This is a genomic window from Brevundimonas sp. AC546, from assembly GCF_979258305.1.
On record NZ_OZ409849.1, the window covers coordinates 1,486,403 to 1,511,807 of the forward strand.

Annotated in this window: 27 protein-coding genes; 13 read left to right on the forward strand and 14 right to left on the reverse strand. The window is 66.7% G+C overall.

Annotated features, from left to right (window positions below; translation table 11 throughout):
• Positions 1 to 21: 21 nt before the first annotated feature.
• Positions 22 to 1,125, forward strand: a complete 1,104-nt coding sequence (locus ACZZZD_RS07375; protein WP_463433918.1) for an NADH:flavin oxidoreductase/NADH oxidase — start codon at positions 22 to 24, stop codon at positions 1,123 to 1,125.
• 13 nt (positions 1,126 to 1,138) lie between these two features.
• Here ACZZZD_RS07375 and ACZZZD_RS07380 read toward each other — a convergent pair whose 3' ends face one another.
• The 3 genes from ACZZZD_RS07380 to rpsD form a co-directional block, all read right to left on the reverse strand.
• Complete coding sequence (locus tag ACZZZD_RS07380) at positions 1,139 to 3,502, reverse strand: bifunctional diguanylate cyclase/phosphodiesterase (RefSeq protein ID WP_463433919.1); 2,364 nt, start codon at positions 3,500 to 3,502, stop codon at positions 1,139 to 1,141.
• Between the two features lie 95 nt (positions 3,503 to 3,597).
• Positions 3,598 to 3,978 carry a hypothetical protein gene (locus ACZZZD_RS07385; protein WP_463433920.1) on the reverse strand — a complete coding sequence of 127 codons (381 nt, stop codon included), beginning with the start codon at positions 3,976 to 3,978 and terminating at the stop codon, positions 3,598 to 3,600.
• A gap of 198 nt (positions 3,979 to 4,176) precedes the next feature.
• Positions 4,177 to 4,794, reverse strand: coding sequence for a 30S ribosomal protein S4 (gene rpsD, locus ACZZZD_RS07390; protein WP_159849378.1), 618 nt, complete (start codon positions 4,792 to 4,794; stop codon positions 4,177 to 4,179).
• Positions 4,795 to 5,045: 251 nt separating this feature from the next.
• Between rpsD and ACZZZD_RS07395 the strand changes: the two genes are divergently transcribed.
• Positions 5,046 to 5,267 (forward strand): hypothetical protein, encoded by a 222-nt coding sequence (locus tag ACZZZD_RS07395; RefSeq protein ID WP_159849368.1) that lies wholly within the window; start codon positions 5,046 to 5,048, stop codon positions 5,265 to 5,267.
• 21 nt (positions 5,268 to 5,288) lie between these two features.
• Here ACZZZD_RS07395 and ACZZZD_RS07400 read toward each other — a convergent pair whose 3' ends face one another.
• Together ACZZZD_RS07400 and ACZZZD_RS07405 are read right to left on the reverse strand one after the other, a co-directional pair.
• On the reverse strand, positions 5,289 to 6,239 hold the full coding sequence (locus tag ACZZZD_RS07400) for an MBL fold metallo-hydrolase (RefSeq protein ID WP_463433921.1): 951 nt from the start codon (positions 6,237 to 6,239) through the stop codon (positions 5,289 to 5,291).
• Positions 6,240 to 6,313: 74 nt separating this feature from the next.
• The gene (locus ACZZZD_RS07405; RefSeq protein WP_346494790.1) at positions 6,314 to 6,925 is read right to left on the reverse strand and encodes a superoxide dismutase; all 612 of its coding nucleotides are present in this window, start codon (positions 6,923 to 6,925) and stop codon (positions 6,314 to 6,316) included.
• Between the two features lie 148 nt (positions 6,926 to 7,073).
• Between ACZZZD_RS07405 and ACZZZD_RS07410 the strand changes: the two genes are divergently transcribed.
• Entirely contained in the window at positions 7,074 to 7,364 is a 291-nt protein-coding gene (locus tag ACZZZD_RS07410; RefSeq protein WP_463433922.1) for a hypothetical protein, read from the forward strand.
• 10 nt (positions 7,365 to 7,374) lie between these two features.
• Here the strand turns inward: ACZZZD_RS07410 and ACZZZD_RS07415 are convergent, their stop codons facing one another.
• Entirely contained in the window at positions 7,375 to 7,602 is a 228-nt protein-coding gene (locus ACZZZD_RS07415) for a hypothetical protein (protein ID WP_463433923.1), read from the reverse strand.
• 40 nt (positions 7,603 to 7,642) lie between these two features.
• The gene (gene fghA / locus ACZZZD_RS07420; RefSeq protein ID WP_463433924.1) at positions 7,643 to 8,482 is read right to left on the reverse strand and encodes an S-formylglutathione hydrolase; all 840 of its coding nucleotides are present in this window, start codon (positions 8,480 to 8,482) and stop codon (positions 7,643 to 7,645) included.
• Between the two features lie 81 nt (positions 8,483 to 8,563).
• Between fghA and ACZZZD_RS07425 the strand changes: the two genes are divergently transcribed.
• Both ACZZZD_RS07425 and ACZZZD_RS07430 read left to right on the forward strand, forming a co-directional pair.
• On the forward strand, positions 8,564 to 9,250 hold the full coding sequence (locus ACZZZD_RS07425) for a glutathione S-transferase family protein (protein WP_463433925.1): 687 nt from the start codon (positions 8,564 to 8,566) through the stop codon (positions 9,248 to 9,250).
• A 52-nt stretch (positions 9,251 to 9,302) separates the two neighbouring features.
• The gene (locus ACZZZD_RS07430; protein WP_463433926.1) at positions 9,303 to 9,593 is read left to right on the forward strand and encodes a hypothetical protein; all 291 of its coding nucleotides are present in this window, start codon (positions 9,303 to 9,305) and stop codon (positions 9,591 to 9,593) included.
• 1 nt (position 9,594) lies between these two features.
• Here ACZZZD_RS07430 and ACZZZD_RS07435 read toward each other — a convergent pair whose 3' ends face one another.
• Both ACZZZD_RS07435 and ACZZZD_RS07440 read right to left on the reverse strand, forming a co-directional pair.
• Positions 9,595 to 9,978 (reverse strand): VOC family protein, encoded by a 384-nt coding sequence (locus ACZZZD_RS07435; protein ID WP_463436099.1) that lies wholly within the window; start codon positions 9,976 to 9,978, stop codon positions 9,595 to 9,597.
• Positions 9,979 to 10,040: 62 nt separating this feature from the next.
• Positions 10,041 to 11,147, reverse strand: coding sequence for an S-(hydroxymethyl)glutathione dehydrogenase/class III alcohol dehydrogenase (locus tag ACZZZD_RS07440; protein WP_463433927.1), 1,107 nt, complete (start codon positions 11,145 to 11,147; stop codon positions 10,041 to 10,043).
• Between the two features lie 216 nt (positions 11,148 to 11,363).
• Here ACZZZD_RS07440 and cobB point away from each other — a divergent pair, with 216 nt between their 5' ends.
• Positions 11,364 to 12,074, forward strand: a complete 711-nt coding sequence (gene cobB, locus ACZZZD_RS07445) for a Sir2 family NAD+-dependent deacetylase (protein WP_463433928.1) — start codon at positions 11,364 to 11,366, stop codon at positions 12,072 to 12,074.
• Positions 12,075 to 12,136: 62 nt separating this feature from the next.
• On the opposite strand, the gene ACZZZD_RS07450 is transcribed toward cobB, so the two are convergent.
• Complete coding sequence (locus ACZZZD_RS07450; protein WP_463433929.1) at positions 12,137 to 12,688, reverse strand: OmpA family protein; 552 nt, start codon at positions 12,686 to 12,688, stop codon at positions 12,137 to 12,139.
• A 376-nt stretch (positions 12,689 to 13,064) separates the two neighbouring features.
• Between ACZZZD_RS07450 and ACZZZD_RS07455 the strand changes: the two genes are divergently transcribed.
• Complete coding sequence (locus ACZZZD_RS07455) at positions 13,065 to 13,898, forward strand: hypothetical protein (protein WP_463433930.1); 834 nt, start codon at positions 13,065 to 13,067, stop codon at positions 13,896 to 13,898.
• On the opposite strand, the gene ACZZZD_RS07460 is transcribed toward ACZZZD_RS07455, so the two are convergent.
• From ACZZZD_RS07460 to ACZZZD_RS07470, 3 genes are all read right to left on the reverse strand, one after another.
• A complete protein-coding gene (locus tag ACZZZD_RS07460) occupies positions 13,895 to 14,221 on the reverse strand; it encodes a YnfA family protein (protein ID WP_463433931.1) in 327 nt (108 codons plus the stop codon). The two genes, ACZZZD_RS07455 and ACZZZD_RS07460, sit on opposite strands and share 4 nt — an antisense overlap.
• A 154-nt stretch (positions 14,222 to 14,375) precedes the next feature.
• Positions 14,376 to 15,161: an RNA methyltransferase gene (locus ACZZZD_RS07465; protein WP_463433932.1), complete on the reverse strand. Its 786-nt coding sequence runs from the start codon at positions 15,159 to 15,161 to the stop codon at positions 14,376 to 14,378.
• Between the two features lie 5 nt (positions 15,162 to 15,166).
• Positions 15,167 to 16,186: a phospholipase C/P1 nuclease family protein gene (locus ACZZZD_RS07470; RefSeq protein WP_463433933.1), complete on the reverse strand. Its 1,020-nt coding sequence runs from the start codon at positions 16,184 to 16,186 to the stop codon at positions 15,167 to 15,169.
• Between the two features lie 218 nt (positions 16,187 to 16,404).
• On the opposite strand from ACZZZD_RS07470, the gene ACZZZD_RS07475 reads away from it, so the two are divergent.
• Positions 16,405 to 17,025 (forward strand): DUF4168 domain-containing protein, encoded by a 621-nt coding sequence (locus ACZZZD_RS07475; protein WP_463433934.1) that lies wholly within the window; start codon positions 16,405 to 16,407, stop codon positions 17,023 to 17,025.
• Between the two features lie 3 nt (positions 17,026 to 17,028).
• Here ACZZZD_RS07475 and ACZZZD_RS07480 read toward each other — a convergent pair whose 3' ends face one another.
• Positions 17,029 to 18,891: a monovalent cation:proton antiporter-2 (CPA2) family protein gene (locus ACZZZD_RS07480; RefSeq protein ID WP_463433936.1), complete on the reverse strand. Its 1,863-nt coding sequence runs from the start codon at positions 18,889 to 18,891 to the stop codon at positions 17,029 to 17,031.
• A gap of 164 nt (positions 18,892 to 19,055) precedes the next feature.
• On the opposite strand from ACZZZD_RS07480, the gene ACZZZD_RS07485 reads away from it, so the two are divergent.
• The 5 genes from ACZZZD_RS07485 (at position 19,056) to ACZZZD_RS07505 (ending at position 25,405) form a co-directional block, all read left to right on the forward strand.
• Positions 19,056 to 20,894 carry a vWA domain-containing protein gene (locus ACZZZD_RS07485; protein WP_463433938.1) on the forward strand — a complete coding sequence of 613 codons (1,839 nt, stop codon included), beginning with the start codon at positions 19,056 to 19,058 and terminating at the stop codon, positions 20,892 to 20,894.
• Positions 20,895 to 20,954: 60 nt separating this feature from the next.
• Positions 20,955 to 21,362, forward strand: a complete 408-nt coding sequence (locus tag ACZZZD_RS07490; protein WP_463433940.1) for a CBS domain-containing protein — start codon at positions 20,955 to 20,957, stop codon at positions 21,360 to 21,362.
• Positions 21,363 to 21,438: 76 nt separating this feature from the next.
• The gene (locus ACZZZD_RS07495) at positions 21,439 to 22,008 is read left to right on the forward strand and encodes a hypothetical protein (RefSeq protein ID WP_463433942.1); all 570 of its coding nucleotides are present in this window, start codon (positions 21,439 to 21,441) and stop codon (positions 22,006 to 22,008) included.
• A 90-nt stretch (positions 22,009 to 22,098) separates the two neighbouring features.
• Positions 22,099 to 24,483 carry a sensor histidine kinase gene (locus ACZZZD_RS07500; protein WP_463433944.1) on the forward strand — a complete coding sequence of 795 codons (2,385 nt, stop codon included), beginning with the start codon at positions 22,099 to 22,101 and terminating at the stop codon, positions 24,481 to 24,483.
• 130 nt (positions 24,484 to 24,613) lie between these two features.
• Positions 24,614 to 25,405 (forward strand): hypothetical protein, encoded by a 792-nt coding sequence (locus ACZZZD_RS07505; protein ID WP_463433945.1) that lies wholly within the window; start codon positions 24,614 to 24,616, stop codon positions 25,403 to 25,405.

The window sequence follows — 25,405 nt, forward strand, 5'->3', positions numbered from 1 at the left end:
CTTTCCTTCGGATCGCCTCTCATGAGCCTGCTGTTCTCGCCCCGCGCCGTTGGGCCCCTGACGCTGAAGAACCGCGTCGTCATCGCCCCGATGTGCCAGTATTCGGCCGTCGATGGCGTGCCCCAACCCTGGCACGTGCAGCACCTGGGCAAGCTGGCGATCTCGGGCGCAGGTCTGGTGATCGTCGAGGCCACGGGGGTCGAGGCGGCGGGGCGGATCACGCCGGACGACACAGGCCTGTGGAACGACGCCCAGGAAGCAGCCTTCGCCCGGATCATCACCGACATCCGCACCTACAGCGACACGCCGATCGGGGTTCAGCTGGGCCATGCCGGGCGCAAGGCCTCGACCAGCGCGCCGTGGAAGGGCGGTCGCGCCCTGGGCGCCGACGAGGGCGCATGGGAGACGTTCAGCGCCTCGGCCGAAGCGTTCAAGGACGACTGGCACACTCCGACGGCGATGAGCGAGGCCGACATGGACCGCGTGGTCGCCGCTTTCGAGGACGCCGCGCGCCGGGCGGACCGCGCCGGATTCGATCTGGTCGAGCTGCACGCCGCCCACGGCTATCTGCTGACCCAGTTCCTGTCGCCCCTGTCCAATCACCGCACAGACGAGTTTGGCGGCGAATACGAGAACCGGGCGCGCTTCCCCCTGCGGGTGGCGCAAGCCCTGCGCGACGCCTGGCCCCGAACCAAGGCGCTGGGCGTGCGGTTCAACGGGTCGGATTGGGTCGAGGGCGGCATTGCGCTGGACGAGGTCACGGCCTTCGGTCAGGCCCTTCACGACATGGGCTATGACTATCTGCACCTGACCTCGGGCGGCAATGTCGCGCGCGCCGACATTCCGGGCGCCGAGCCGGGCTATCAGCTGCAGTTCGCACAGGCCGTGAAGGCCGCGACGCCGGACGCCAGCGTCATGGCCGTGGGCATGATCTTCGATCCGCAACAGGCTGAGGACATCGTGGCCTCGGGTCAGGCCGACCTGATCGCCATCGCGCGTGCGGCGCTGGACGATCCGAACTGGGCGCACCATGCAGCCGTGACGCTGGGTGAAAAGGAGGGCCTGCCCCCGCAGTACGAGCGGGCGGGCAACACATACTGGCCGGGTTACGGCAAGGCCGGCTAGGCGGGCGGCCTGATCAGGCCGCCTCTTCCAACGCTGGGTCGGGAGCCCAGAGCACCCGCGCCGCCGCCTGGACCTCGCCCTCGGCCGTCTTTTGCGGCCGTCCGAGCAGATAGCCCTGGACCTCGTCACAGCCCTGATCGCGCAGGAAGGTCAACTGTTCCAGCGTCTCGACGCCTTCGGCCAGAACCGGGATCTCCAGGCTTTCGCCCAGGGCCAGGACGGCGCGGATGATGGCGGCGGATTGCGGCCCGCCGTCCAGCTCGGACATGAAGGAACGGTCCAGCTTGATCTTGTCGAACGGGAAGGCGCGCAAGGTCGACAGCGACGAATAGCCGGTGCCGAAGTCGTCCATGGCGATGGAGACCCCCAGCAGCTTGAGCTGGCGCAGCACGTGGGTCGTGCGCTCCATGTCGGTGATCATGGCCGTCTCGGTGATCTCCAGCTCCAGCCGGGCCGGCGACAGGCCGGTCTCGATCAGGACCTGATGCACCAGGCGCGGCAGATCGACGTGACCCAGTTGGACCGGCGACAGATTGACGGCGATCTTGTGCGGCTCGGCCCATTTGGCGGCCTCGGCGCAGGCGGTGCGCAGCACCCATTCCCCGATCGGCAGGATCAGGCCGTTCTCTTCGGCCAGGGGGATGAAGTCGGCCGGCGAGATGAAGGTCCCGTCCGGCTGGATCCAGCGCAACAGAACTTCGTAGCCGGTGATGTCGCCGGTATCGACGGCGGCCTGAAGCTGCCAGTTCAGGCTGAACTGACCCTGGTCCAGGGCCTCGCGCATCTGCTGGGCCATACGACGGCGCGTGCGCACCGCCTCGTCCATCTCCTCCTCGTAGAAGCAGACGTCGGTCCCCAGCGAGGCCTTGGCCCGGTACATGGCCAGGTCCGCGTCGTTGATCAGGGCGGACGGATCGTGGGCGTCGTCGGGCCAGATCGCGATGCCGGTGCTGAGGCCGCAGGCGACCTCGGCATGGTCAAGAATGACGGGTTCGGTGACGGCGTCGCGCAGGCGCGCCACCAGGTCCAGGGCGTCGTCGCGGTGGCGGATCGGCATGACGGCGACGAACTCGTCTCCGCCCAGGCGGGCCACAAACTCGTCGTGGCGCAGGCAGGCCCGCATCCGTTCGGCGATCTGGATCAGCAGTTGGTCGCCGGCGGCGTGGCCGTGAACGTCGTTGACCTCCTTGAACCGGTCCAGGTCCATGGCCAGCAGGGCGACCTTGGTCGGGGCGTTGAGGTCCGAGGTCTGGCGTGTCAGCCATTCGAGGAAGGACGAGCGGTTCGGCAGGCCGGTCAGGCCGTCGTTGCGCGCCAGGTGGGCGATGCGACGTTCCTGGGCCAGGCGCATGCGCAGGTCACGCACGGCGTAGATCATCATCAGATCGGTTTCGACGGCGTGTTCTCCGTCGCGACGCACGGCGATCTCGACCGGGATTTCGGCCCCGCCTGCCGCGATCAGTCTGGACTGGGTCAGGCCGCCCACCGCCAGGTCGGCGGTATGAACCAGCCAGCGCGACAGCGGCTCGCCGACCAGGGCGTCATGCTCGACGCCCGCCAGTTCAGCGAAGGCGGCGTTGGCAGCCAGGATGAGGCCGTCCTGCTCGACCACCATGCCATCGACGCTGCCTTCGATCAGGTGATCGAGGCGGGCCTTGGCCTGAAGGCGGGATTGCATGTCCAGAGCGTGGCTGGCGACGCCCGTGCCCAGCATCATCAGGCCAACGGCGGCGACGGCGAAGGCCATCACGACATTGGCTGGATCGCCTACGTGGCCCGCCGACATGGGCGCGAGCGGAATGACCGTCATGGCCGCCATGCCGGTGAAGTGCAGCGCGACGATGCCCAGGACCATCAGGGCGACCGGAAGCACCTGTCCCGAACGCCGCGCCCGGTTGAACGCCAGGGCGCCGAAGACGACCGCGCCCACGACTGAAGCGGCGACATAGGCGGCGGACCAGTGGATGACGGCATCGGTGGCGAAGGCCGCCATGCCGGTGTAGTGCATCGCCACCACCGTCAGGCCGAACAGCACGCCGCCGATCTCGGCCGAAAGGCGCAGGGCCCGCGAAGCGACCCACAGCGCCAGCGCGCTGCCGCCGATGGCCACACCCAGGGACACGCCTGTCAGAACCGGTTCATAGCTGATGTCGGTTCCGGGCTCATAGGCGATCATGGCCACGAAATGGGTGCACCAGATCGTCGCCCCGGTCGCCACGGCGCCCATGAAGGTCCAGGCCAGGCGCGTGCCCTTTTCGGCGACGCGCAGCCGGCGATAGAGCCGGAAGGTGATGATCGAGCCGATCAGGCACAGGCCGGCGGCGAGCCCGACCAGCCAGAGGTTATGATCGTCGGTCAGGCAGGTGAAAAAGCGCATGAAAAGCTACAGACCGTGGAGTGACAGCCGGGCTTCCTAGCAGCAGAGAATTTAATCAGACGCGCCTGAACAGGCTTAACCAATCCTATCCGGGATCAGGAACGCGGCATCTGATAGGGGTTGTTGACGCTGATGGGCGAGCCGGGCGGCAGGCCAAGTTCCTCGAACGACCACTTCAGTTCCACACCCTCGACCAAGTCCTGACGGCACTTGTCCTCGTCGATGCGGCGCAGGGTGATGACTGCGGCGCCGCCCTGCAGGCTGACGATGGGGATCAGGTCTTCCTTGTCGGTGCAGCCGTTGGAGCTGACCCAGAAGACGGCCTCGTTCTTGGTGAAGGCGGCGGCGTGGATCGGCTCCAGCGCGCCGGGCATGCCTTGGGTCGAGACGGTCGGTTCGCCGGCGGTGACGCAGGCGGCAAGGCTCGCCGATGCGGCGGCGATCAAAGCCAAGCGTCCCATGATGGAGTCGCGCACCGACGACCTCCCCTGTCTCTCAAAGCCTGAACGGGCCGAGAATGCGCCTGTTCGCCCGTTGAGGGAACAGGGTAAAAAAAACGAAAGGCCCCGGACGAATCCGAGGCCCCTCAAACTCAAGTCTCCAAGACCATCACCTGCGGGGCTCAAGTAGCCCGAAGGGCGATAGCCCCCTGGAGAAAGCTTCGTAAGCTCTGCTTACGAAGCGTAGTATTCGACGACCAGGTTCGGTTCCATCTTCACGGCGTAGGGCACGTCCGACAGTTCCGGCACGCGGACGTAGCGGGCCGAGAACGAACGGTCCGACAGTTCCAGGTAATCCGGCACGTCGCGTTCCGACGATGTCTGGGCTTCGATCACCAGAGCCATGCTGCGCGACTTTTCCTTCACCGTAACGACGTCGTCCGGCTTCACGCGGTAGGAGGCGATGTCGACCTTCTTGCCGTTGACCAGGACGTGGCCGTGGTTGACGAACTGACGGGCGGCCCAGACGGTCGGGACGAACTTGGCGCGGTAGACGATGGCGTCCAGACGCGATTCCAGCAGGCCGATCAGGTTTTCCGAGGTGTTGCCCTTGCGACGCGTGGCTTCGTCGTAGGTCTTGGCGAACTGCTTCTCGGTGATGTTGCCGTAGTAGCCCTTCAGCTTCTGCTTGGCCTTCAGTTGCAGACCGAAGTCCGAGACCTTCGACTTGCGACGCTGACCGTGCTGACCGGGACCGTAAGAACGCTTGTTGACCGGCGACTTGGCGCGGCCCCACAGGTTCTCACCCATGGCGCGGTCGATCTTGTATTTGGCGCTGTGGCGCTTGGACATTCTATTCTCTTTTCAACGATACGGCCCGGCATCCCCTCGATTGGGAATGCGATCTCAACGGCGGTCCACGCATCTTCCGTCATCAATCCCCGGCTCCGTCGAAACGGATCCGTGGAAGGCGGCGCTTATGGCCACCGACGCGCAGCGAGTCAAGCCGGACGGGCCGTTAAGCACGATGGAATGGAACGATCACCCGATTCCACCCTTCATCTGACGCAACCGAACACTGCGCGAGGACAAGGAGGAGTGGAATGCAGACTGAATCCAAAAGCTTTCAAACTGGCCTGTCCGATCAGGCGGTGGAAACCCTGAAAAAACAACTGGTCGATCTGGTCGAACCCCTGACCGATCATCAACTGCTGGACCTCGCCGACGGCATCCACGAGATGCTGCGCCAGCGCCGCGCGGTCAGGCAGCACCATGCCGAACGCATGAACGAGCGCGTTCGGCAGGGCGTGGACCTGAGGGTCTGACCCCTATCTGGCGGCCTTCCCTTATTTTGAAGGCTGCGCCTCGGAGATGAACATCGCCCGGCCCTCGCGGGTGGCGATCTTGCCCAGGCCCGGGAAGGGGAAGTGATAGGCGTAGATGTGGGCGCCAGAGTTGCGCAGCGCCGTCACCTCGTCCAGCCGCGCCTTCTCGCCCGCCGTTTGGTCGTCATCATAGCCGACCTTCCAATCCGGGTGCTCCACAGACAGGATCCAGTGGTGCATCAGGTCGCCTGTGTAGAGCAGTTGGTTCTGGCCATCGGCGATCAGATAGGCGACGTGGCCCGGTGTGTGGCCCGCCGTATCCTGAGACGTGACGCCAGGCGCGACCTCTCCGCCCGGCGCAAAGACCTGGACCTTGGGCGTGATGATCCGCACCAGATCGGCGAGTTCGGGATTGGCGCGCATTGACGCCCACTCCGCCTGCGACAGTCGGATCGCCGCATTGGGGAAGGCCAGGCCGCCGCTACGGATCAGACCGCCGACATGGTCGGGGTGGCCGTGCGAGATCAGCACGTCGGTGATCGAGGCTGGATCGACGCCAGCCTTTTGCAGGCTGTCCATCAACTGACCCTTGCCCTCGCCCAGGCCCGTGTCGAACAGCATGGTGCGGTCGCCGTTCCTGACCAGCAGCGGGTGGATTTCCAGCATGATCGGATCGGCCGGCTGACCGGCGGCGGTCAGGGGTGCTGCGACCGCCTGAGGATTCAGACCGACGCCGAACACCTTGTTGTCGTTCGGCACCGGGTTCTCGCCGTCGAACAGAGCGATGGCGTCCAGCGCGCCGATCTTGAAGCGATAGACCGGCTTTTCCGCCGGCGCGGCGACCGTCTGCTGCGGCGTGGGCGGGGCGTGGTCGCCGGGCTTCTGCTCGCTCGCCGGCTGCTGGCACGCCGCCAGGGTCAGGCAGGCCAGGGCCGCCCCCGTCATCATCATCCGCATCGCATTCGTCTCCATCTGTAAGACCTGAATCGAAAACGCCCGCCGGAGGTTCCGGCGGGCGTCGTCATGTCTCGATCTTGGGGCCTGCCTTACTTGGCGGCTTCGTACAGTTCGTTGACCTTGTTCCAGTTCACGACCGACCAGAACGACTTCAGATAGTCGGCACGGCGGTTCTGGTATTTCAGATAGTAGGCGTGTTCCCAGACGTCAGCGCCCAGGATGACCTCGCCGCGCTCGTCCACGACATCCATCAGCGGATTGTCCTGATTGGGGGTCGAGGTGATCTTCAGCTTGCCGTTCTGCACGATCAGCCAGGCCCAGCCCGAACCGAATTGCGCGGCGCCGGCGGCGTTGAAGTCTTCCTTGAACTTGTCCATCCCGCCGAGATCGCTCTCGATGGCGGCGGCGAGTTCAGCTGACGGTTCGCCGGCTTGATCGACCGGGGCCAGCAGTTCCCAGAACAGGCTGTGGTTCCAGTGACCGCCGCCGTTGTTGCGGACGGCCTTGGGCGCGGTGGAAATGCTGGTGAAGATCTCTTCCAGCGACTTGCCCTGCAGACCGGCGTCGGCGTCGACGGCCTTGTTCAGGTTGTCGACATAGGTCTGGTGGTGCTTGTCGTGGTGGAAGGTCATCGTCTCCTTGTCGATGGCCGGCTCCAGCGCGTCATAGGCGTAGGGCAGCGGGGGCAGGGTGAAGGCCATGTCAGTCTCCTGAAGACGGTTTGTTCCTGAACCCCATTTAGGGGCTGTGGCGTCTGACCCAAGCGATTTCGTCGGGTTTTTGTTCAGCTTGGCCATTTGCATTGACCCACAAGGCGCGCGATTGTCCACCCGTCAATCGGAGGCTGTCATGTCGCGTATAAGATTCGTCGTCCTGCTGGCGCTCGCCGTTTCAGGAAGCGGTTGCGCCGGTTTCCAAGCGCTGGACAAGGCGGCGGCGGATATGGCGAGCCAAACGCCGACCTGCACCCAAGACCCCGCGATCGGCGCGGATAACTATGGCGGCAAGACCTGCCGCGTTAGTCATACGGTCTGGTCTTCGACGACGACTACGGTCGAGGAGACGGGCAAGGCGCCCGTCACGAGCCGCACAGTCACGATGCCGTCGGGTACCACGACCGAGATCGTGCCGACGCCCTGACGACATCAGGTCAGGCGGCCGGCAAGTTCGCCTTCAGGCATTCGCGCACGGCGCGCTTCACGTCGCCCGGCGCATTGGGTTCGTCCACGCCCTCGGCGGCGAAGACGGCGCGGACGGCGGCGTCCAAGCCCTTGGGCAGGGCCTCGACCACACGCTTCTGGCCCTTGGCGTGCAGGCAATAGCCCACCTCGCGGCACAGGGCGGAAAACATCGGTTCGTAGGGATCGGGAGCGCTCATGGCGCCCCTCTATCACCGCTGGGCGATCAGCGACAGTCGGTCAGCCCTTCAACCGCTTGGCGTGGAAGGCGACATGGTCGGCGATGAAGCTGGTCATGAAGAAGTAGGAGTGGTCGTAGCCGGGCTGCATGCGCAGGGTGATGTTCTGGCCGGCGGCGTCGGCGGCGGCCTGGAGCAGTTCCGGTTTCAGCTGGTCGGTCAGGAAGCTGTCGGCGTCGCCCTGGTCGATCAGGATGTCGTCGTAGACGCCGCGTGCGGCGCCGGCCGCGATCAGCTTGGCGGCGTCGTGGCGATCCCAGGCGGCGCGGTCATCACCCAGATAAGCGGTGAAGGCCTTTTCGCCCCAGGCGCATTGGGTGGGGGAGCAGATGGGGGCGAAGGCGGAGACGGACCGGAACAGGTCGGGGTGGTTCAGCGCAAGGGTCAGGGCGCCGTGACCGCCCATCGAATGGCCGCTGATGGCGCGGGCGCCCGTGGTTGGAAACTCCGCGTCGATCAGGGCGATCAGTTCCTCGATGACATAGGTTTCCATGCGGAAATGCGGCGTCCAGGGGGCCTGCGTGGCGTCCAGATAGAACCCAGCGCCCTGGCCCAGGTCATAGGCCGGATCGTCGGCGACGCCGTCCCCGCGCGGGCTGGTGTCGGGGGCGACGATGATGACGCCGTGCTCGGCGGCGGCCTCGTAGGCGCCAGCCTTGGTGGTGAAATTGTCCTCGGTGCAAGTCAAACCCGACAGCCAGATCAGGACCGGGAACGGCCCCTCGCCCGCCGGCGTGAAGACCGACAGGGTCATGGGCGTGCCGGTCGTTGTGCTGTCGTGCTTCAGATAGCGGAGGGTTCCGTCGTGGACGATGTGGGTCTTGGTGGTTTCGAAGGTCATGACGACTGGCTAGTCCACCTCGCCGTTGCCCGCAACGCGCAAGCCTGACACCTTGGGCGCCTGATCGGACAGGAGGGTCGCATGATCACCGTCACCGCCTTCAAATGGGTTCCGCCCTTCGCCGCCGGTCAGGTGCGCGACCACCGGGTGCGATGGATCTTGAACGAGGCGGGCTGGCCCTATGAAATCCGGCTGTTGGATGCGGTCGATCAGAAGTCGGCCGACCACAGGGCGCGCCAGCCGTTCGGCCAGGTGCCGACGTTGGAGGAGGACGGTCGCCCGCCGATGTTCGAGAGCGGGGCCATCGTCTGGGACATCGCCGAACGCGCTGGCGTGCTGATTCCCGCCGTTCCGGTGATGCGGGCGCAGGTTCTGGGCTGGTACTTCGCCGCCCTGAACAGTGTCGAAGGGGCGCTGGCCAATGTCGCGGAGGCCGAGTTCTTCATGCCCGACGAAGCCGCCAAGACGGTGCGCCGGCCGCAGGTCCTGCCCTTTGCGGAGCAGCGCCTGGGGGAACTTCAGACGGCGCTGGGCGACCGGGACTGGCTGGTCGGCGAAGACTTCACGGTCGCGGACCTGATGATGAGTTCGGTGCTGAAGATCGCCGCGTCGCTGAATCTGCTGGATGGGTTTCCCGCGCTACACGCCTACTACGACCGCTGCCTGGAGCGCCCGGCCTACAAGAAGGCGGTCGCCGATCAGTGCGCCACCATCGCCGCCCACGGGCCACGCGATATGCGATACCGCGAGGCTCAGGCGGCCGGTTGACCGTCGCCCAGGCGTCGTTCGCCAAACGATTCAAGGATGATAGGCTGACCGCATGACGCGAACGATCCTTGTTGCCGCGCTTGCCCTGCCCGTCGGCGCGCTGATCGCCCTGAGCATTCGCGCCGTGGCGAAGGGGACCAATCCGGATGCCGCCAACGTCCTGATCTTCAACGGCGTGCGGGCCGCCCTCGCCGGATTGCTGGCCGCCGCCTTGATCAGTTTGGGCGCGACGGGTCAGGCGTCATGGCCGATGGCGATCGGCCTGGCCTTGCTGCCTGGCCTGCTCGCCTTCTGGTTCGTGCGACGCGCCATCGTCGGGGCGAGACACCTGCGAGACCGCTAGGTCAGCCGACCCGGTGCATCGCCACGATCTTGTTGCCCGACGGATCGCGCAGATAGGCCAGGATCATCGGGCCGAAGGGGCCGTTACGCTCGCCCGGAGGATCCTCGATGGCGCGACCGCCGGCGGCGGTGCCGGCGTCATGGAACGCCTGGACCATCTCGGGCGTCTTGGCGTGAAAGCCGATGGTGCCGCCGTTGGCGTGGCAGGCCGGATCGCCGTCGATCGGCGCGCCGACCGCAAAGGCGCCCATGCGGGTGCGCCACCAGTAGCGGCCCTTGGGGTCCGGCCCCTGCCCCCGCTCGACACCCAGGGCGCCCAGCGCCGCATCATAGAATTGGCGCGACGCCTCGATGTCGTTGGCGCCGACGGTGACGTGGGTGAACATGGTCAAACCTCCCTCTTGCAGTCCGTTTCTTTAGACAACTAACTACGTGGCGCGCAAGTCGATCAGAACACCACGACGCTGCGGATGCTCTTGCCTTCGTGCATCAGGTCGAAGGCCTTGTTGATGTCTTCCAGGCCGAAGGTGTGGGTGATCATCGGGTCGATCTCGATCTTGCCGTCCATGTACCAGTCGACGATCTTGGGCGTGTCGGTGCGGCCGCGCGCGCCGCCGAAGGCCGAACCACGCCAGACCCTGCCGGTGACCAGCTGGAACGGGCGGGTCGCGATCTCCTTGCCGGATTCGGCGACGCCGATGACGACGCTCTCGCCCCAGCCGCGGTGGCAGGCCTCGAGCGCCTGGCGCATGACGACCGTATTGCCGGTACAGTCGAAGGTGTAGTCCGCGCCGCCGCCGGTCAGTTCGACCAGATGGGCCACCACGTCGGAGACTTCCTTCGGATTGACGAAATGGGTCATGCCGAAGCGACGGCCCCACTCCTCCTTGTCGCCATTGATATCCACGCCGACGATCATGTCGGCGCCGACCATCTTCAGACCCTGGATGACGTTCAGGCCAATGCCGCCCAAACCAAAGACCACGGCGTTGGCGCCCGGTTCGACCTTGGCCGTGTTGACCACCGCGCCGACGCCCGTCGTCACGCCGCAGCCGACGTAGCAGGCCTTGTCGAACGGCGCGTCCTTGCGGATCTTGGCCAGCGCGATCTCAGGCAGGACCGTGAAGTTCGAGAAGGTCGAGCAGCCCATGTAGTGGGCGATGGCCTGACCCTTGTAGGAAAAGCGCGACGTGCCGTCGGGCATGACGCCCTTGCCCTGGGTCGAGCGGATCGAGGTGCACAGGTTGGTCTTGCGCGACAGGCACGACTTACACTGGCGGCATTCGGGCGTGTAGAGCGGGATGACGTGATCGCCGACCGCGACCGAGGTCACGCCCGGCCCGACTTCGACCACCACGCCTGCGCCTTCGTGCCCCAGGATGCTCGGGAAGATGCCCTCGGAGTCCAGGCCGTCCAGCGTATAGGCGTCGGTGTGACAGATGCCGGTCGCCTTGATCTCGATCAGCACCTCGCCAGCGCGCGGCCCCTCCAGATCGACCTCGACGATCTCCAACGGACGTTTGGCCTCGAAGGCGACGGCGGCGCGGGTTTTCATGACGAGGGCTCCTTGGTTTGCGCCTGTTTCTCACGAGCGACGCCGGGAAGGCCAGCCCGTCCGCCAATGAAGGCCGCTGAATTTTTTTGAGTGCACTTTCGTGCATATTTTTGAGACTTGTTCGCAGACCCCCTTCGATATGACCAGCCATAGGCTGCATCTACGTCACAGGCGGACGTAGGCTGACCAAACAGGCGAGACGCGCTAATCAGGGTCATGATCCACCGCAACCTCGTCGTGCTGACCGGCGCCGGCATATCGGCCGAAAGCGGCGTGCCGACGTTTCGGGCCGACGATGGGCTGTGGTGTGGGCATCGGGTTGAGGATGTGGCGACGCCGGAGGGGTATGCGGCCGATCCGGCGCTGGTTCAGGACTTCTACAATCAGCGGCGGCGGCAGTTGGCCGAAGTTCAGCCCAATGCGGCGCATCGGGCGCTGGCGGAGTTGGCGGCGCGATGGGAGGGCGACTTTCTGCTGGTGACGCAGAACGTCGACGATCTGCATGATCGGGCGCACGCGCAGACGCCGCCGGCCGCAGGGTTCGAACTGATCCACATGCATGGCGAGCTATTGAAGGCGCGCTGCACCCGGTCGGGCGTGGTGATGGACTGGACGAAGGACATGGCGGCGGATCAGACCTCGCCGCATCATCCGCAGGGCCTCATGCGGCCGCACATCGTCTGGTTCGGGGAGATGCCGCTGGAGATGGAGCGGATCGAGCGGGCGCTGGAGGCGTGCGACCTGTTCGTGTCGATCGGCACGTCGGGGGCGGTCTATCCGGCGGCGGGCTTCGTCCAGGCTGCGCGGTACGCCGGGGCGCGGACGGTGGAGATCAATCTGGAGCCGACGCAAGGGGCGCGCCTGTTCGATGACGGCGTCTATGGGCCGGCGACGCAGGCCGTGCCGGGCTTCTTCGACAGCCTGTAAAATACGAAAACGGCGACCGCTGCGAAGCGGCCGCCGTTCGGGTCTTTCGAAGTCGAAGCGGATTAGGCCAGGACGACGATGGTCACGCGGCGGTTCTGCGAACGGCCTTCGGGCGTGTCGTTCGAGGCCACCGGTTGTTCCTGACCATAGGAGATGGTCGCCATGCGGTTCAGGGCGACGCCCTGACGGTTCAGGAAACGACGCACGGCCTCGGCGCGTTGCTCGCCCAGCTGGTCGTTATGGTCGGGCGTGCCGGTCGCATCCGTATAGCCCTGGATTTCCAGATAGACGTTCTTGTTCTCGCCTTGCAGACGCTGGGCGAACTGGGCCAGGCGCTGTTCGGCTTCGGGCGACAGGGCCGCGGCGTCAGTGGGGAATTTCACGGAATCGTCCGACAGCACGACCTGATAGAGGAACTTGCCCTCGGCCAGTTTGTGCGCGTCGTTGGCGCGTTGCAGCGCCTGACCCGCCGTCCCTTCGACGCCGGTCACGCGGGTATCGACGACTTCCACCTGATCGCGCACGAAACGATGGCTGGCGCAGCCGCTGGCCGCAAAGCCGAGGGCGATGAGGGCGCCGCCGACGACCGCCGTCCTGAGTTTCGATCTGCTCAAGTTCTGTCTCCTTCTAGCCGGGGGCGCCACGCCCAGTTCATGCGCAAGATGAAAATGGCGTAGGCCACAAGGCGGAGTAATGACGCGCTTGGGGCAGGATCGTGTCAGCTTGACCATAAATATATGGGGTATTTCGCGTTATTATTGCGCGACAGCGGAACCATCGCCGAAATGAATGCGTTGCGCCGCCGACGGTCGAGGCCGGAGGGCGGACGCGTTCATCTATCGCTGATCTGAAACACCGAACGGTTGTATTCCACGCGACGCCACTTTCCTGACGCGACCGAATGTTTTCAACAGGGCCTCGTGATTTTTACAGGCGTTTTGTTGTGATGACCATGCGACGCGGTGTTCAACTGTCATCACGGATAGGCGATTGAGCCCCGGCCGCACGCGGCGATGGGCGCTGGCGGCGACGCCCATCCTGGCGGCGCACCTGGGTCTGGCGCTGCTGATGACGGGGCGCACGACGCCCGCGCCGGAGATCGTCGAGCCGCCGCTGATGATGGTTGAACTGGTTCAGCCGCCCCCTCCCCCGCCGCCGCCCGCGCGGGTGATCGCGCCCGATCCGTCCCCCAAGCCGGATGCGCCGGCCGCCGCGGCCCAGGCGGCCGCGCCGCCCAAGCCCGCGCCGCAGCGTCGCCCGCCTGCCGTTGCGGCGGCGCGCCCGCGTCTGGTCGTCGCCAAACGCCCGCCCGACGTCGAACCCCTGCCCGCCGCGCCTGCGCCGCCGGGGCCGCCCCTGCCCTTGCTGGGCGCGGCCCAGATCGCCGGCGCCATGACAGTGGGCGCAGGACCGGGCGGCGGAGGCGGAACGGGCGTCGGCGGCGGCGGCGGATCGGGCGGGACCGGCGCGGGCTCAGGCTCGGGCGGCGGATCGTGCGACATGGTGCGCTGGGTTCAGGACGCGGTGCGCGACGACCAGGCGGTGCGCCGCGCGGTCATCGCCGCCTCTCAGGACATGGACGCCAATGGGCGCGCCATCCTGGTCTGGAACGGCGACTGGCTTCAGAGCCGCAATCAGTCGGGCAAGGGCCTGGCCGGCGTGCGCCAGGCCATCGCCCTGGAAGTCGCCTTCGCCCCCGCCGAGTGCAAGAACCAGCGGATGACCGGGCTGGCGGTGCTGAAGCTGGAAGACCGTCCCGGCGGCGCGCAGCTGGCGCTGGGCAAGGGCAGCTGGCGGTGGTCGGACCTGCTGGGGGCGGGTTAAGCGGCCCTCGGGCCGAACAGAATGATCCCCGCACCGACCAGGCAGACCAGGCCGCCCAGCACGTCCCAGTGATCCGGCGTCGTCTTCTCGACCACGGCCATCCAGACCAATGAGGCGCAGATATAGACCCCGCCATAGGCCGCGAAGGCCCGGCCCGCCGCGTCGCTGGGGACCAGGGTCAGCAGTCCGGCGAAGGCGATCAGGCAGACGACGCCCGGCGCCAGCCACAACGGCGAACGATCCAGCTTCAGCCACGCCCAGAAGGCGAAACAGCCGCCGATCTCCGCCAGCGCCGCGAGGGGGTATATGAGGGCTAGCTTCATGAGGGTTACCTACGCCGTCTTTTCCCGCTCCGTCATCCTCGGGCTTGACCCGAGGATCGGATTGTCCGCCTGCAATCGACGGGGAGAACCGACGCACGTTGCGCCCGATCCTCGGGTCAAGCCCGAGGATGACGGAGAAGGAGGGACAAAACTCCTATTCGCCCGTCTTCGCCTTCGCCGCCCGCTCGGCCGCCAGCTTGGCGAGCACCCGGCCGCGACCGCGCGACAGGGCGTGGATGGCGCCGCGCATGGTGGCGACCTCCTGTTCGGAGAAGGCGGCGCGGCCCAGCATGACGCGCAGGTTCTGGCTCATCGAACGCTTCTTCTCGGGCGGATAGAAGAAGCCGCCGTTCTCCAGCTCTTCCTCCAGATGTTCGTACATCCCGACCAGCAGGTCGTTGGGCGCCGGCGGCTCGCTTTCGCGGAAGCGCGGCGGCGGGGCGTCCAGGATCAGGGTGCGCCACTCATAGGCGTTGATCGCCACGGCCTGGGCCAGGTTCAGCGAATGGTGCCGGGGATCGATGGGGATGGTGACAATGCCGGCGCACAGGGCGATGTCGGTCGTCTCGAGCCCCGCGCGCTCGCCGCCGAAGAGCAGGCCGGTCTTCAGGCCCGAGGCGGTGTCGTCATAGAGGACGCGGCTCGCCTCGCGCGGGGTGCGGACCGGCTGGCGCGTCTCGCGCGGGCGGGCGGTGGTGGCGAAGACGGTGTTCAGATCGGCAACGGCGTCCGCGACGCTGTCGAACACCCGCACGCCCTCCAGCACCCAGTCGGCGCCAGAGGCCATGGCCCAGGCCCGTTCCTGGGGCCAGCCGTCGCGGGGCGTGACCAGGCGCAGGTCCGTCAGGCCGAAATTGGCCATCACCCGCGCCACGGCGCCGATGTTCTCGGCCATCTGCGACTTGTCGAGGATGACGGCGGGGGGTGTGAGGTCGGACAAGGAAATCAGTCCTCGCCCACCATGGCGATCCAGGGGTCGGTGGTTCCGGCCTCGACCTCGGCGACCTTGACGGCGGGCCAGCCGATGGAGGCGCTGCCCGAGGCGGTCCAGGCGGTGACGATGAAGTCGCGCAGCTCGCCGGCGCCCGCAGCCAGACGTTCGTTGACGAAGGCCGCGCCGCGCGGATCGGCGTCGCGGAAGCCGCCCGCCCTTTCCAGCCGATAGAAGGGGATGACCGTGCCGAGCGTCGTGGTCAGGTAGGAGACGGTGCGCGCCTTGACGTCGAAACCGTCCAGATCAGCGGCCGGCATGGCGGCCTCGACAGCGTCCAGACGGGCGACGCGGTTGGTGAATTCGCCCTCGAACAGGGCGTGGGTCTGACGCGAGTTGGTGAAGCCCTCCGGATTGGGGAAGTCGCCCCAGCCGTTGTAGTGAATGCTGGTGTGATGCGGCTGGGAGCCGTCGCCGACATAGTGGCCCATCACGCCGATGTCGCGCAGGATCAGGGCCTCACGACGGATGCGGTCTGCGCGGTACCAGGCCTGGCGCTCCATGTTGGTCTCGCGCTTTTCGGCGGCGTTCAGCACGCGCCAATAGGCGAAGTCGCGGCCCAGCTGCTGCCAGCCGTCGATCATGGCGTAGGGCAGATAGCCGGCGTCGTTGACGTCCAGACCGGCCTTGGTCAGGGCGGCGTCATATTCGGATTTCAGGCGCGGCAGGTCGGCGAGGCTCATGCCGCGCTGGTCGAAGACCCGGCCCTGGTCGTCCATGTCGAGGAAGTGGGCGGTGTCACGTTCGCGGTCGTGCGGCTGGCCGGCGCCCTTCCAGCGGTCCGGCTCGCGCGCCAGCTCGCCCACGTCGGCGATCGCGGCCGGGGTGCGCAGGAAGGCGGGCAGATCGTCAGGCAGGGCTCGCATCGCCGCCACGCCGATCAGGCGGTGACCGGTATTGCCCCAGGCGGTGACGGTGACGGCCGGCGCGGCGACCGCGATCAGGGCCAGGGCGGCGATGGCGAGACGTTTCATGAAGACGAACCTTTGGAGCGATCACGTCCGTCTAACGTATCCTTGATCGCGTCTCCAGCGTCGAAGACTGGCGATCCGAGCGTCAACGCCTAGGTTATTGAAGGCTCCCCCTTCGTCTTATCCAGGCTCCACACTTCTCGGGGAGCGACGACGTGATTGCGTCGTCGCCGTCGTTCGACGGCGCCTCCAAGTGGACGCCAGATCGAAAGGACATGCCCATGCGCACGCCCCGCCTCGCCCTTTTCGCCTCCGTCGCCGTTCTGGCGACCGCCGCGACCGCCCAGGCCCAGGACGCCTCTGCTCCGACTTCTGCCGCCACGCCTGCGGCCTCGACCGGCGTTGCGACCTTCACGGATGACGAGCTGAAGAAGTTCGACGACGCCATGGTCAAGGTGAGAGCCGTCAGCGACACGCTGAACGGCGCCCAGCCCACGCCGGAACAACAGGCGCAGATGGCCGCCGCCGTTCAGGATTCCGGCCTGGAAGTGACGCGCTTCAACACCCTGTCGAACGCCGTCGCCGCCGATCCGGCCCTGGCGGCGCGCATTCGGGTGGTGAACGCCACGCCGCCGGCGCCCGGCACGCCCGCCGCCGCCGTGACCGACGACGAGCTGACCCGCTTCGTGACCGCCATGACCCAGATCCGCGCCATCACGGCCGAGGTCCAGAACAACCAGGCCACCCCGGCGCAGAGCGCTCAGCTGACCGCGGCTGTCGAGGCGTCGGGCCTGACGACGGAGCGTTTCAACACGATCTCCCGCCTGGTGTCGGAGGCGCCCTATCTGCAGGCCAAAGCCGAACTGGCCAGCGCGCGTCTGGAGAAGGGCGTCGGCCAGTAGGGATCAGACGTCTGCAGGCTCGCGCCGGATGTCCGGGGCGGCCGGGCCCGCCTCGTCCTCGTTCAGCAGACGGCCTTCGCGCTTGGGCTTGATGTAGGGGGCGGGTTGCGGCGTCGGCAGATTGCCGCGCATCAGCTGGCGGCCGGCCTTGAGGCCGCCCGTCAGTTGCAGGTCCAGACGGGCCTCGTCGCGACGGCGCACGTCGCCGATGGTCTCGGCCGCCTGGGTCTCGTCCAGGCCCAATTCGACCAAGGCGCGCTCGCCGAACTTCAGCGCCGATTCGAAGGTCTCGCGGATCTGATAGTCGACCCCGGCCTGGATCAGGCGCATCGAATGGCCCCGGTCGAAGGCGCGAACCATGATCTTGGTGGTCGGGAACTCGGACTTGACCAGTTCGACGATACGGTCGGCGGCCTCGGGCTTGTCCACACAGACCAGGACGATCTCCGCCTGCTCCGCGCCCGACGCGCGAAGTGTGGCGAGCTGGGCGCCGTCGCCGTAATAGACCTTGAACCCGAACTGGGAGGCGGCCTGGATCATCTCGACGTCGTTCTCGATGATCGACACGTCCACGTCGCGCGCCAGCAGCGGCTGTGACACGACCTGGGCGAAGCGGCCGAAGCCGATGATCAGCACCTGGCCGCGCAGATCCTTGGCGAAGTCCACGCCGTCGGCGTCTTCGGCCGACAGCACCGGCTTGGGCAGCAGGCGTTCGGTCAGCAGGCTGGTCAGGGGCGTCAGGGCCATGGACAGGATGACGATGGCCGACAGCATGGCGCCGACCTGGGCGTCGAACAGGCCCGCCGTGACGGCCGCGCCATACAGGACGAAGGCGAACTCGCCCCCTTGCGCGAACAGGGCCGCGCGCTCGACCGCCTCGTGGTGCGAGGCCTTGAACAGGCGGGCGACGCCATAGATGCCCAGCGCCTTGACCACCATGAAGGCGACCACGCCGCCGATGACCAGACGCCAGTCGGTGATCACGACCGACAGGTCCAGCGACATGCCGACGCTGAGGAAGAACAGGCCCAGCAGGATGGCGCGGAACGGCTCGACGTCCGATTCCAGCTGGTGGCGGAAGGTCGATTCCGACAGCAGGACGCCGGCCAGGAAGGCGCCCATGGCCATGGACAGGCCGCCCAGCGACATGGCCCAGGCCGCACCGACCACGACCAGCAGGGCCGCAGCCGTCATCACCTCGCGCCCGCCATAACGGGCCAGCAGGCGGAAGATCGGATCGACCAGATATTTGCCGGCCAGCAGCACGCCGCCGACCGCCGTGACCGCAAAGCCGATGGTCTGCCACAGGGGCGGGGCCTGCTCGTTCGCCACACCCAGCACAGTGGCCAGGACGGCGACGATGGCCAGCAGCGGCACGATGGCCAGGTCTTCCAGCAGCAGGATGGAGACCGCGCGCTGGCCCGGCCCGCCCGCGATCTCGCCGCGCTCCTCCAGCATCTGCATGATGACGGCGGTGGACGACAGGACGAAGCCCATGGCGCCGACGAAGGCGACCGGGGCGGAGAAGCCGGCCAGCATGGCCGTCAGGGTCAGGATCAGGCCGCAGAACAGGACCTGGGCCGCGCCCAGGCCGAAGATTTCCTTGCGTAAGCCCCACAGCCGCTTGGGCCGCATCTCCAGCCCGATGATGAACAGGAAGATGACCACGCCGAACTCGGCGACGTGCAGGATGGTCTCGGGTTCGCGAAACAGCTTCAGACCGAAGGGACCGATGGCCAGACCCGCCGCCAGATAGCCCAGCACCGACCCCAGGCCGATCCGCTTGAACACCGGCACCGCGAGCACGCCCGCCGCCAACAGAGCCGCAGCCGCGCCCAGATCCAGTCCCGTCGTCGCCTCGGCCATCGTATCCCCTCAAGCTTGGCCTCTATAGTGGGGCGCGTTGCGCACGATTGCGAGATGGCGCCGAAGACACGGTCGAAGATCGCCGTGCGGCGAGCGGCGCGGACGCCACAGTTTCGCCCCAGGACGACCCGCGACTGGCGTCAAGAAAACAACCGGAGGAAGCCATGTCACGTCTCGCCCGGATCGCCGCCATGTCGGTGTTGAGCCTGTCGATCGCCGCGCCGCCGGCGGCGCTGCCGTCCATCGCCCTGGCCAAGCCGCTGGACGGCGAGGCGACGCCTGCGGCCTGTGGGCCTCTGGGCTTCGACCTGGGCCAGCCTGCACCGGTTGCTGCACCTCCGGTGCGGCGCGTCAGACCGCCTACGCCGCCCGTGAACATTACGCCCACCCGCAAGGAGGACCGCGTTCCATACGGCGCGCCTCCTCCTCCTCCTCCTCCTCCTCCTCCGCCACCACCACCGCCTTCGCCGCCACCGCCTCCCATTGCATCCACACGCGCTCCGCTTAACGAGATCGTCGTTACGGGAGGCAGGGTCGTACGAGGCTCAGACATAACGACGCCACCTGCCGATACCGAACGCTATCCCGATGCGACGCCCAATCCGGTGAAGCGGACCAGCGATCAGCCGGTCTCGACCTTCTCCATCGACGTTGACACCGCCGCCTATTCGAACGTTCGGCGCTTTATCGACGAGGGCCGCGCCCCTCCGAGGGACGCCGTGCGGGTGGAGGAACTGATCAACGCCTTCGACTATGACTACGCCCGGCCGACCAGCCAGAGTCGGCCATTCGCCATCACCACGGCGGTGGCGGCCTCCCCTTGGGCGCCGGATCGGCAGATCGTGCATATCGGTCTGCAAGGCTATGCGCTGCCGGCCGGGGAGCAGCGGCCGTTGAACCTGACCTTCCTGGTCGATGTGTCGGGATCGATGGGGTCGGCGGACAAGCTGGACCTGGCCAAGAAGGCGATGAACCTGGCCATCGACCGGCTGAGGCCGCAGGACACATTGGCTGTCACCTATTATGCCGAGGGCGCCGGCACGAAACTGCAACCAACGCGCGGCGACGAGAAGCTGAAGATGCGCTGCGCCGTGGCCAGTCTGCGCGCCTCGGGCGGCACAGCCGGGGCCACCGGCATGACCAACGCCTATGACCAGGCCCAGGCCAGTTTCGCCCGCGACAAGGTCAACCGCATCCTGATGTTCACCGACGGCGACTTCAACGTCGGCGTCACCGACGACAAGCGGCTGGAAGACTATGTCGCCGACAAGCGCGGGACCGGCATCTATCTGTCGGTCTATGGCTTCGGGCGCGGCAACTATCAGGACGCGCGGATGCAGACCATCGCCCAGGCGGGCAATGGGGTGGCGGCCTACGTCGGGGATCTGAGGGACGCACGCAGGCTGTTCGGCCCGGCCTTCGACAAGGGCGCCTTCCCCATCGCCGACGACGTCAAGATCCAGGTCGAGTTCAATCCCGCGCGCGTCGCCGAATGGCGGCTGATCGGATACGAGACCCGGCTGCTGAACGAGGAAGATTTCGCCAACGACCGCATCGACGCAGGCGAGGTCGGATCGGGCGCCAGCGTCACGGCCCTGTACGAGATCACCCCTGTCGGCGGCCCGACCCAGGTTCCCGAGCGGCGCTATCCCGACAACCGCATCGGGGTGGGCGGCGGTGATGCGAACGGCGAGATCGGCTTCGTCCAGGTGCGCTACAAACAGCCGGGCCAGAGCCGGTCGGAGTTGATCCAGCAGCCGCTGACCAACCGGGCGTCCGGTCCCGTCGGCGCCCAGCCGCCGGAGGCGACCCGCTGGGCCATCGCCGTCGCCGGGTTCGGCCAGAAGCTGCGGGGCGACCCATGGATGGCGGCCGACTATGGCTGGGACCAGATCGTCGATCAGGCGCAGGGGGCCAGGGGCGAGGATCCCTATGGCGACCGAGCCGAGTTCGTCCAAATGGTGCGGGCGGCCGAGAGTTTGCCTACACCGCAGACGCCCTGATCGGAACCGCTACGCTCGCGGCGGGTTTCCAGCGCAACGCTTCAACCAAGGAAACCCGCCATGAAGATCCGCGACGTGATGACCAAGGACGTGCATCTGGCCCGCCCCGCTGACACCATCCAGGACGTGGCCAGCCGCATGGCCAAGGGCGGTTTCGGCTTCGTGCCCGTGGCGGACGGCGACCAGTTGATCGGCACGATCACCGACCGCGACATCGTGGTGCGCGCCCTCGCCACGGGCGCTGCCTCCAGCGCGGCGGTGGTGGAGTTCATCACCCGCGATCCGCACACGGTGCTGGACACCGACGACCTGAAGGTCGTGCTGGACCTGATGGGGTCCAAACAGATCCGCCGCGCGCCGGTGGTGGATAAGCATGGCCGCGTCGTCGGCGTGGTCTCGCTGGGCGATCTGTCCACGCGGGTGAAGGAGAAATACGCCGGCGAAACGCTGGAAAGCATCTCGCGTTAAGACCTGCGTAACCGCGCCCTGACACCGGGCGTCAAGGATCGTCGTTCATCCTGTCCGTCAGAATTCGGAGAGAAGAATGGCGCGCGCGCAGTTCCAGAAGGGTCAGAAGGTCTGGGTCGAATGTGTCGGCGCCTGGGCCTTCGTCGAACAGGTCCAGCCCGTCTGGGCCAAGGGCTTCGAAGAGCCCGTGCGCGTCACATACGACGTAGGCCTGGGGCGTGAGTTCACCGCCAACGAACTGATGCTGGCGATGGATGATCCGTCGGCGAGCGACGGCGTCGGCGAATGGCGGCTGCTGCGCGCGCGCAACAAGTGGCAGTTGCCCGAGGACTGCCTGCACCATCCGCACCCCGGCACCTACCCCGTCGTCGTGACCGACCGCGCCGACTGGGGCGGCTGGCGTGTACCGGGCGCCGAATACGACCGCGACCCGCAGCAGATCGAGCTGCAGGCCCGGCTGATTGCGGCCGCACCCCAGCTGATGCAGATCGCTCAAGGGTTGGCGGACCTGGTGTCGGAGGCGCCCGACGACGCGCCGCCCGTCGTGCTGACGCTGGCCCGTCAGGCGCGTGACACGCTGCAGGGCGTGACGCGGGTTCTGGAGGCGGCGCCGGATCGCGTCGCTTCGCCGGTCGCAGCCGCTTAAAATACGGTTAAAAGCGCGCCCCAAGCCTCGACAGGAATCCGCGACGCAGCCTAGATTCCCCTCACAGCAGATTTGCCGGAGGGTCGGGGCTTGCGGGACGAGGAGCGGCGGGAAAATCGGTCGGGGCGTCGCGCCTCCGACCGCGCCGCCGGCGCGCCCGCCTGGCTGCGCGTTTCCGTGCTGGTCCTCGCGCTCCTCGCGACGGGCTATGTGCTTCTGGCGTCTCGCGAAATCACCCGACCGACGCGGGAGGTCAGCCGGCTTGAAGCCGAAAACCTGACCCTGAACGCGCAGCTGGTCGCCAGCCAGACCGCCGTCCTGATCCAGTCCGCAAATGCCGGCCTCGCCGCCGGTCAAGCCGAAATCCGTGCGGGTGGCGCGCCCATTGCCGTGGTCGAGGCCGCGCGTGGCGTCGCGCCCCGAATCGGGTTTTCGCTGATCGGTCCCGGCGAAACCGTTCAGGCGGCCGAGGGCGAAGGCGCCGTCGTGGCGGCCAGCGCCAACGTCAATGGTTTGAGGCTGGAGGCGCGGATGGACCCGCCGCTGCCGGCGTCGGGCGAGGCGCGGATCGTGTCGACGGCGGGCGTGGTCCTGGCCTCCCCGCGTGCGGCCGAAGTCGGCCAGCCGATCCGGGCGCTGATCGGCGTGGACGCCCCCGCTCTGGCCGATCAGTCCGCGCCACGAAACGTGACCGTCGACGGCGAGGGCCGGATCGCGACCGCCGCGCGAACGACGCCGAACGGTCCCTATGTGGTGACCCTGTCCAAGGGGGCGGCGGCGTCGGTCCTGGATGACGCCTGGCTGGTGGCGGCGCCGTTGCTTCTGGGCCTCGGCGTCGTGGGTCTGTTCGTCTTTTACGGCTATCGTCGGACGCGTCAGCACCGCGAGCGGGTCGCGACCGAGAAACGCTTCCGCATCGCGGTCGAGGCTGCGCGTTGCGGCGTGTGGGAGTGGGACCTGAAGAAGGACGAGGTCTCCCTGTCCGACTTCATGGCAACCCTGTTGGGCTTCCAGCGCGGCGGCGTGGCGCCGGCCGAGGACGTGATCGCTCGCATCCATCCGCGCTTCCAGGACGACTTCCGCCACGCCCTGCGCCAGGCCGCCGCCTATGGCGCCTTCGAGATCACCTTCCCTGTGCAGGGCCCCGATGGACGCGCGCGCTGGATCGACGCGCGTGGACAGGCGCGCGGTCCGCGCAGCGACACGGGTTTTTCGGCCATTCTGGGCGTGGCGCTGGACATCACCGAGGCCCGCCGCGCCAAGGCCGCCGCCCAGGCGGCCGAGAGCCGACTGCGCGATGGGGTGGAGAGCATTTCCGACGCCTTCGTCCTGTTCGACCGTCAGGGGCGGCTGATCCTGTGGAACCAGGCGTTCGAGGACGCCTTCGGCTTCGAGCACGGGGTGGTGCGTCGCGGCGCGCTGAAGGACGAGTTGAACCGGATCGCCGCCCTGGCCATCAAGGCCGAGCATAAACCCGCAGGGGGCCGCGCGGGCCTGCGCGAGGTCGAGCTGCACGACGGGCGCTGGCTGCAGCTGTCCGAGCGGTTCACCTCCGAGGGCGGGTCGGTCGTCACCGCCGCCGACATCACCGCCATCAAACGCCAGGAGGCCGAGCGCCGCCGCGCCGCCGACGACCTGCGCGTCACCGTCGATCAACTGGAAGCCAGTCGTGAGACGCTGGCGCTGCTGGCCCGAAAATACGAGGTCGCCATGACCCGCGCCGAGGCCGCCAACCAGGCCAAGTCCGAGTTCCTGGCCAATATGAGCCACGAGCTGCGCACGCCGCTGAACGCCATCAACGGCTTCTCGGAGATCATGGCCAGCGAGCTGTTCGGGCCGCTGAACGAGAAATACAAGGGCTATGCCGGCGACATCCTGAAGTCGGGCCAGCATTTGCTCAGCCTGATCAACGACGTGCTGGACATGGCCAAGATCGAGGCCGGGAAGATGACCCTGCACTATGAGCCGGTGTCCTTGCAGGAGGTGTGCGAGGACGCGGTGCGCCTGATGCGCGGCAAGGTTCAGGAAGCGGGGCTGAAGATTTCCGTCGAGGGCGGCGACCTGCCCGACATCGAGGCCGACCACCGGGGCGTCAAACAGGTGTTGCTGAATCTGATCTCCAACGCCGTGAAGTTCACGCCCGACGGCGGCTCCATCGTCGTGTCCCTGGACCGGTTCGCAGGCCCGGCGGGCGAGGACCGCATCCGCGTCGCCTGCGCCGACACCGGCATCGGCATCGCCCCCGACGATCTGGTGCGCCTGGCCCGCCCGTTCGAACAGGTCGAGGGCCAGCATTCCAAGACCACGCAAGGCACCGGCCTGGGCCTCGCTTTGACCAAGGCCCTGATCGAGATGCACGGCGGCAAGCTGACGATGGAAAGCGAACCGGGCATCGGCACGGTGGTCAGCTTCGACCTGCCGGTGAAGCGGCCGGACCAGACGGTGCAGCCGATCCGGGCGGCGTTCGCGGCTTAGGGCGTTCGCTTGACACTATTCTAGCTCGGCGAGCGATGCCGCTTTTTGACCCATCTTGCACAATGGGATTGTCTGCTCGCGGGGCTTGAGGACCGTAAAACTTCAGAGGGAATCAGAGTAGCTTTTTGCTATGGCCAAGCTCCCCGTTCCTGACATGACAGTTAAGCTCGTAGGAGAAGGGCCGGACTGGCTCAGCTCCATTGCCTCAATGGTAGGAGCGATGGCGTGGCCGGCGGTCATTGTAACCTGTCTCGTACTCTTCCGAGTAGAAATAAGAGCAATCCTATCTCGAGTGACCTCGATTGGGATCGGAAGTGTGACTGCCCAAGTTGACCAGAGCCTTCGTGCAACTGAGGTTTTGTCTGCGGCGACAGCTTTGGAAGGAGCTGGAGGGGATGAGTTGAGTGCAGACCAAGCTGCTGTGTCCACACCCACATCCGAGAACGTTTCAGAGAAACTTGACGGCTCTAAATCCCCGCCCGAGGAGACTAGGGCCGTAATGCCATCGCCGCAGCGACGTATAGAATCTCAAGCTAGAACCTCACGCCGTGAAGATTCAATAAAGTCCTATGAAGAGTGGTTGAATAAGGCTCGTTCTGAGATAAGCACTCCCATAGCGCCGAGGATGATACAAGCGTTTAAACCTGTAGAAGATCTTATTCGAACATTGGCCAATCACCATGGCGTGCCGGATGACATCTCGATCGAAGATACGCTTCTCGCGCTCACCGGGATGGGAGTGATTTCCGGCAGCTATGGATCTCTACTTGCCTCCCAAACGAACTTACGCAACATGATCGCACAGAACGGTGATGTTGGAATCTCAGAGTTTCAGGCCCGGCAATACATTGAGCAGCTTGGTGAAAGCCGACGGCGCCTCGAGGGGCTTTTGGCGCAGACGGAGGTCTCAAGGTCTGCTTAG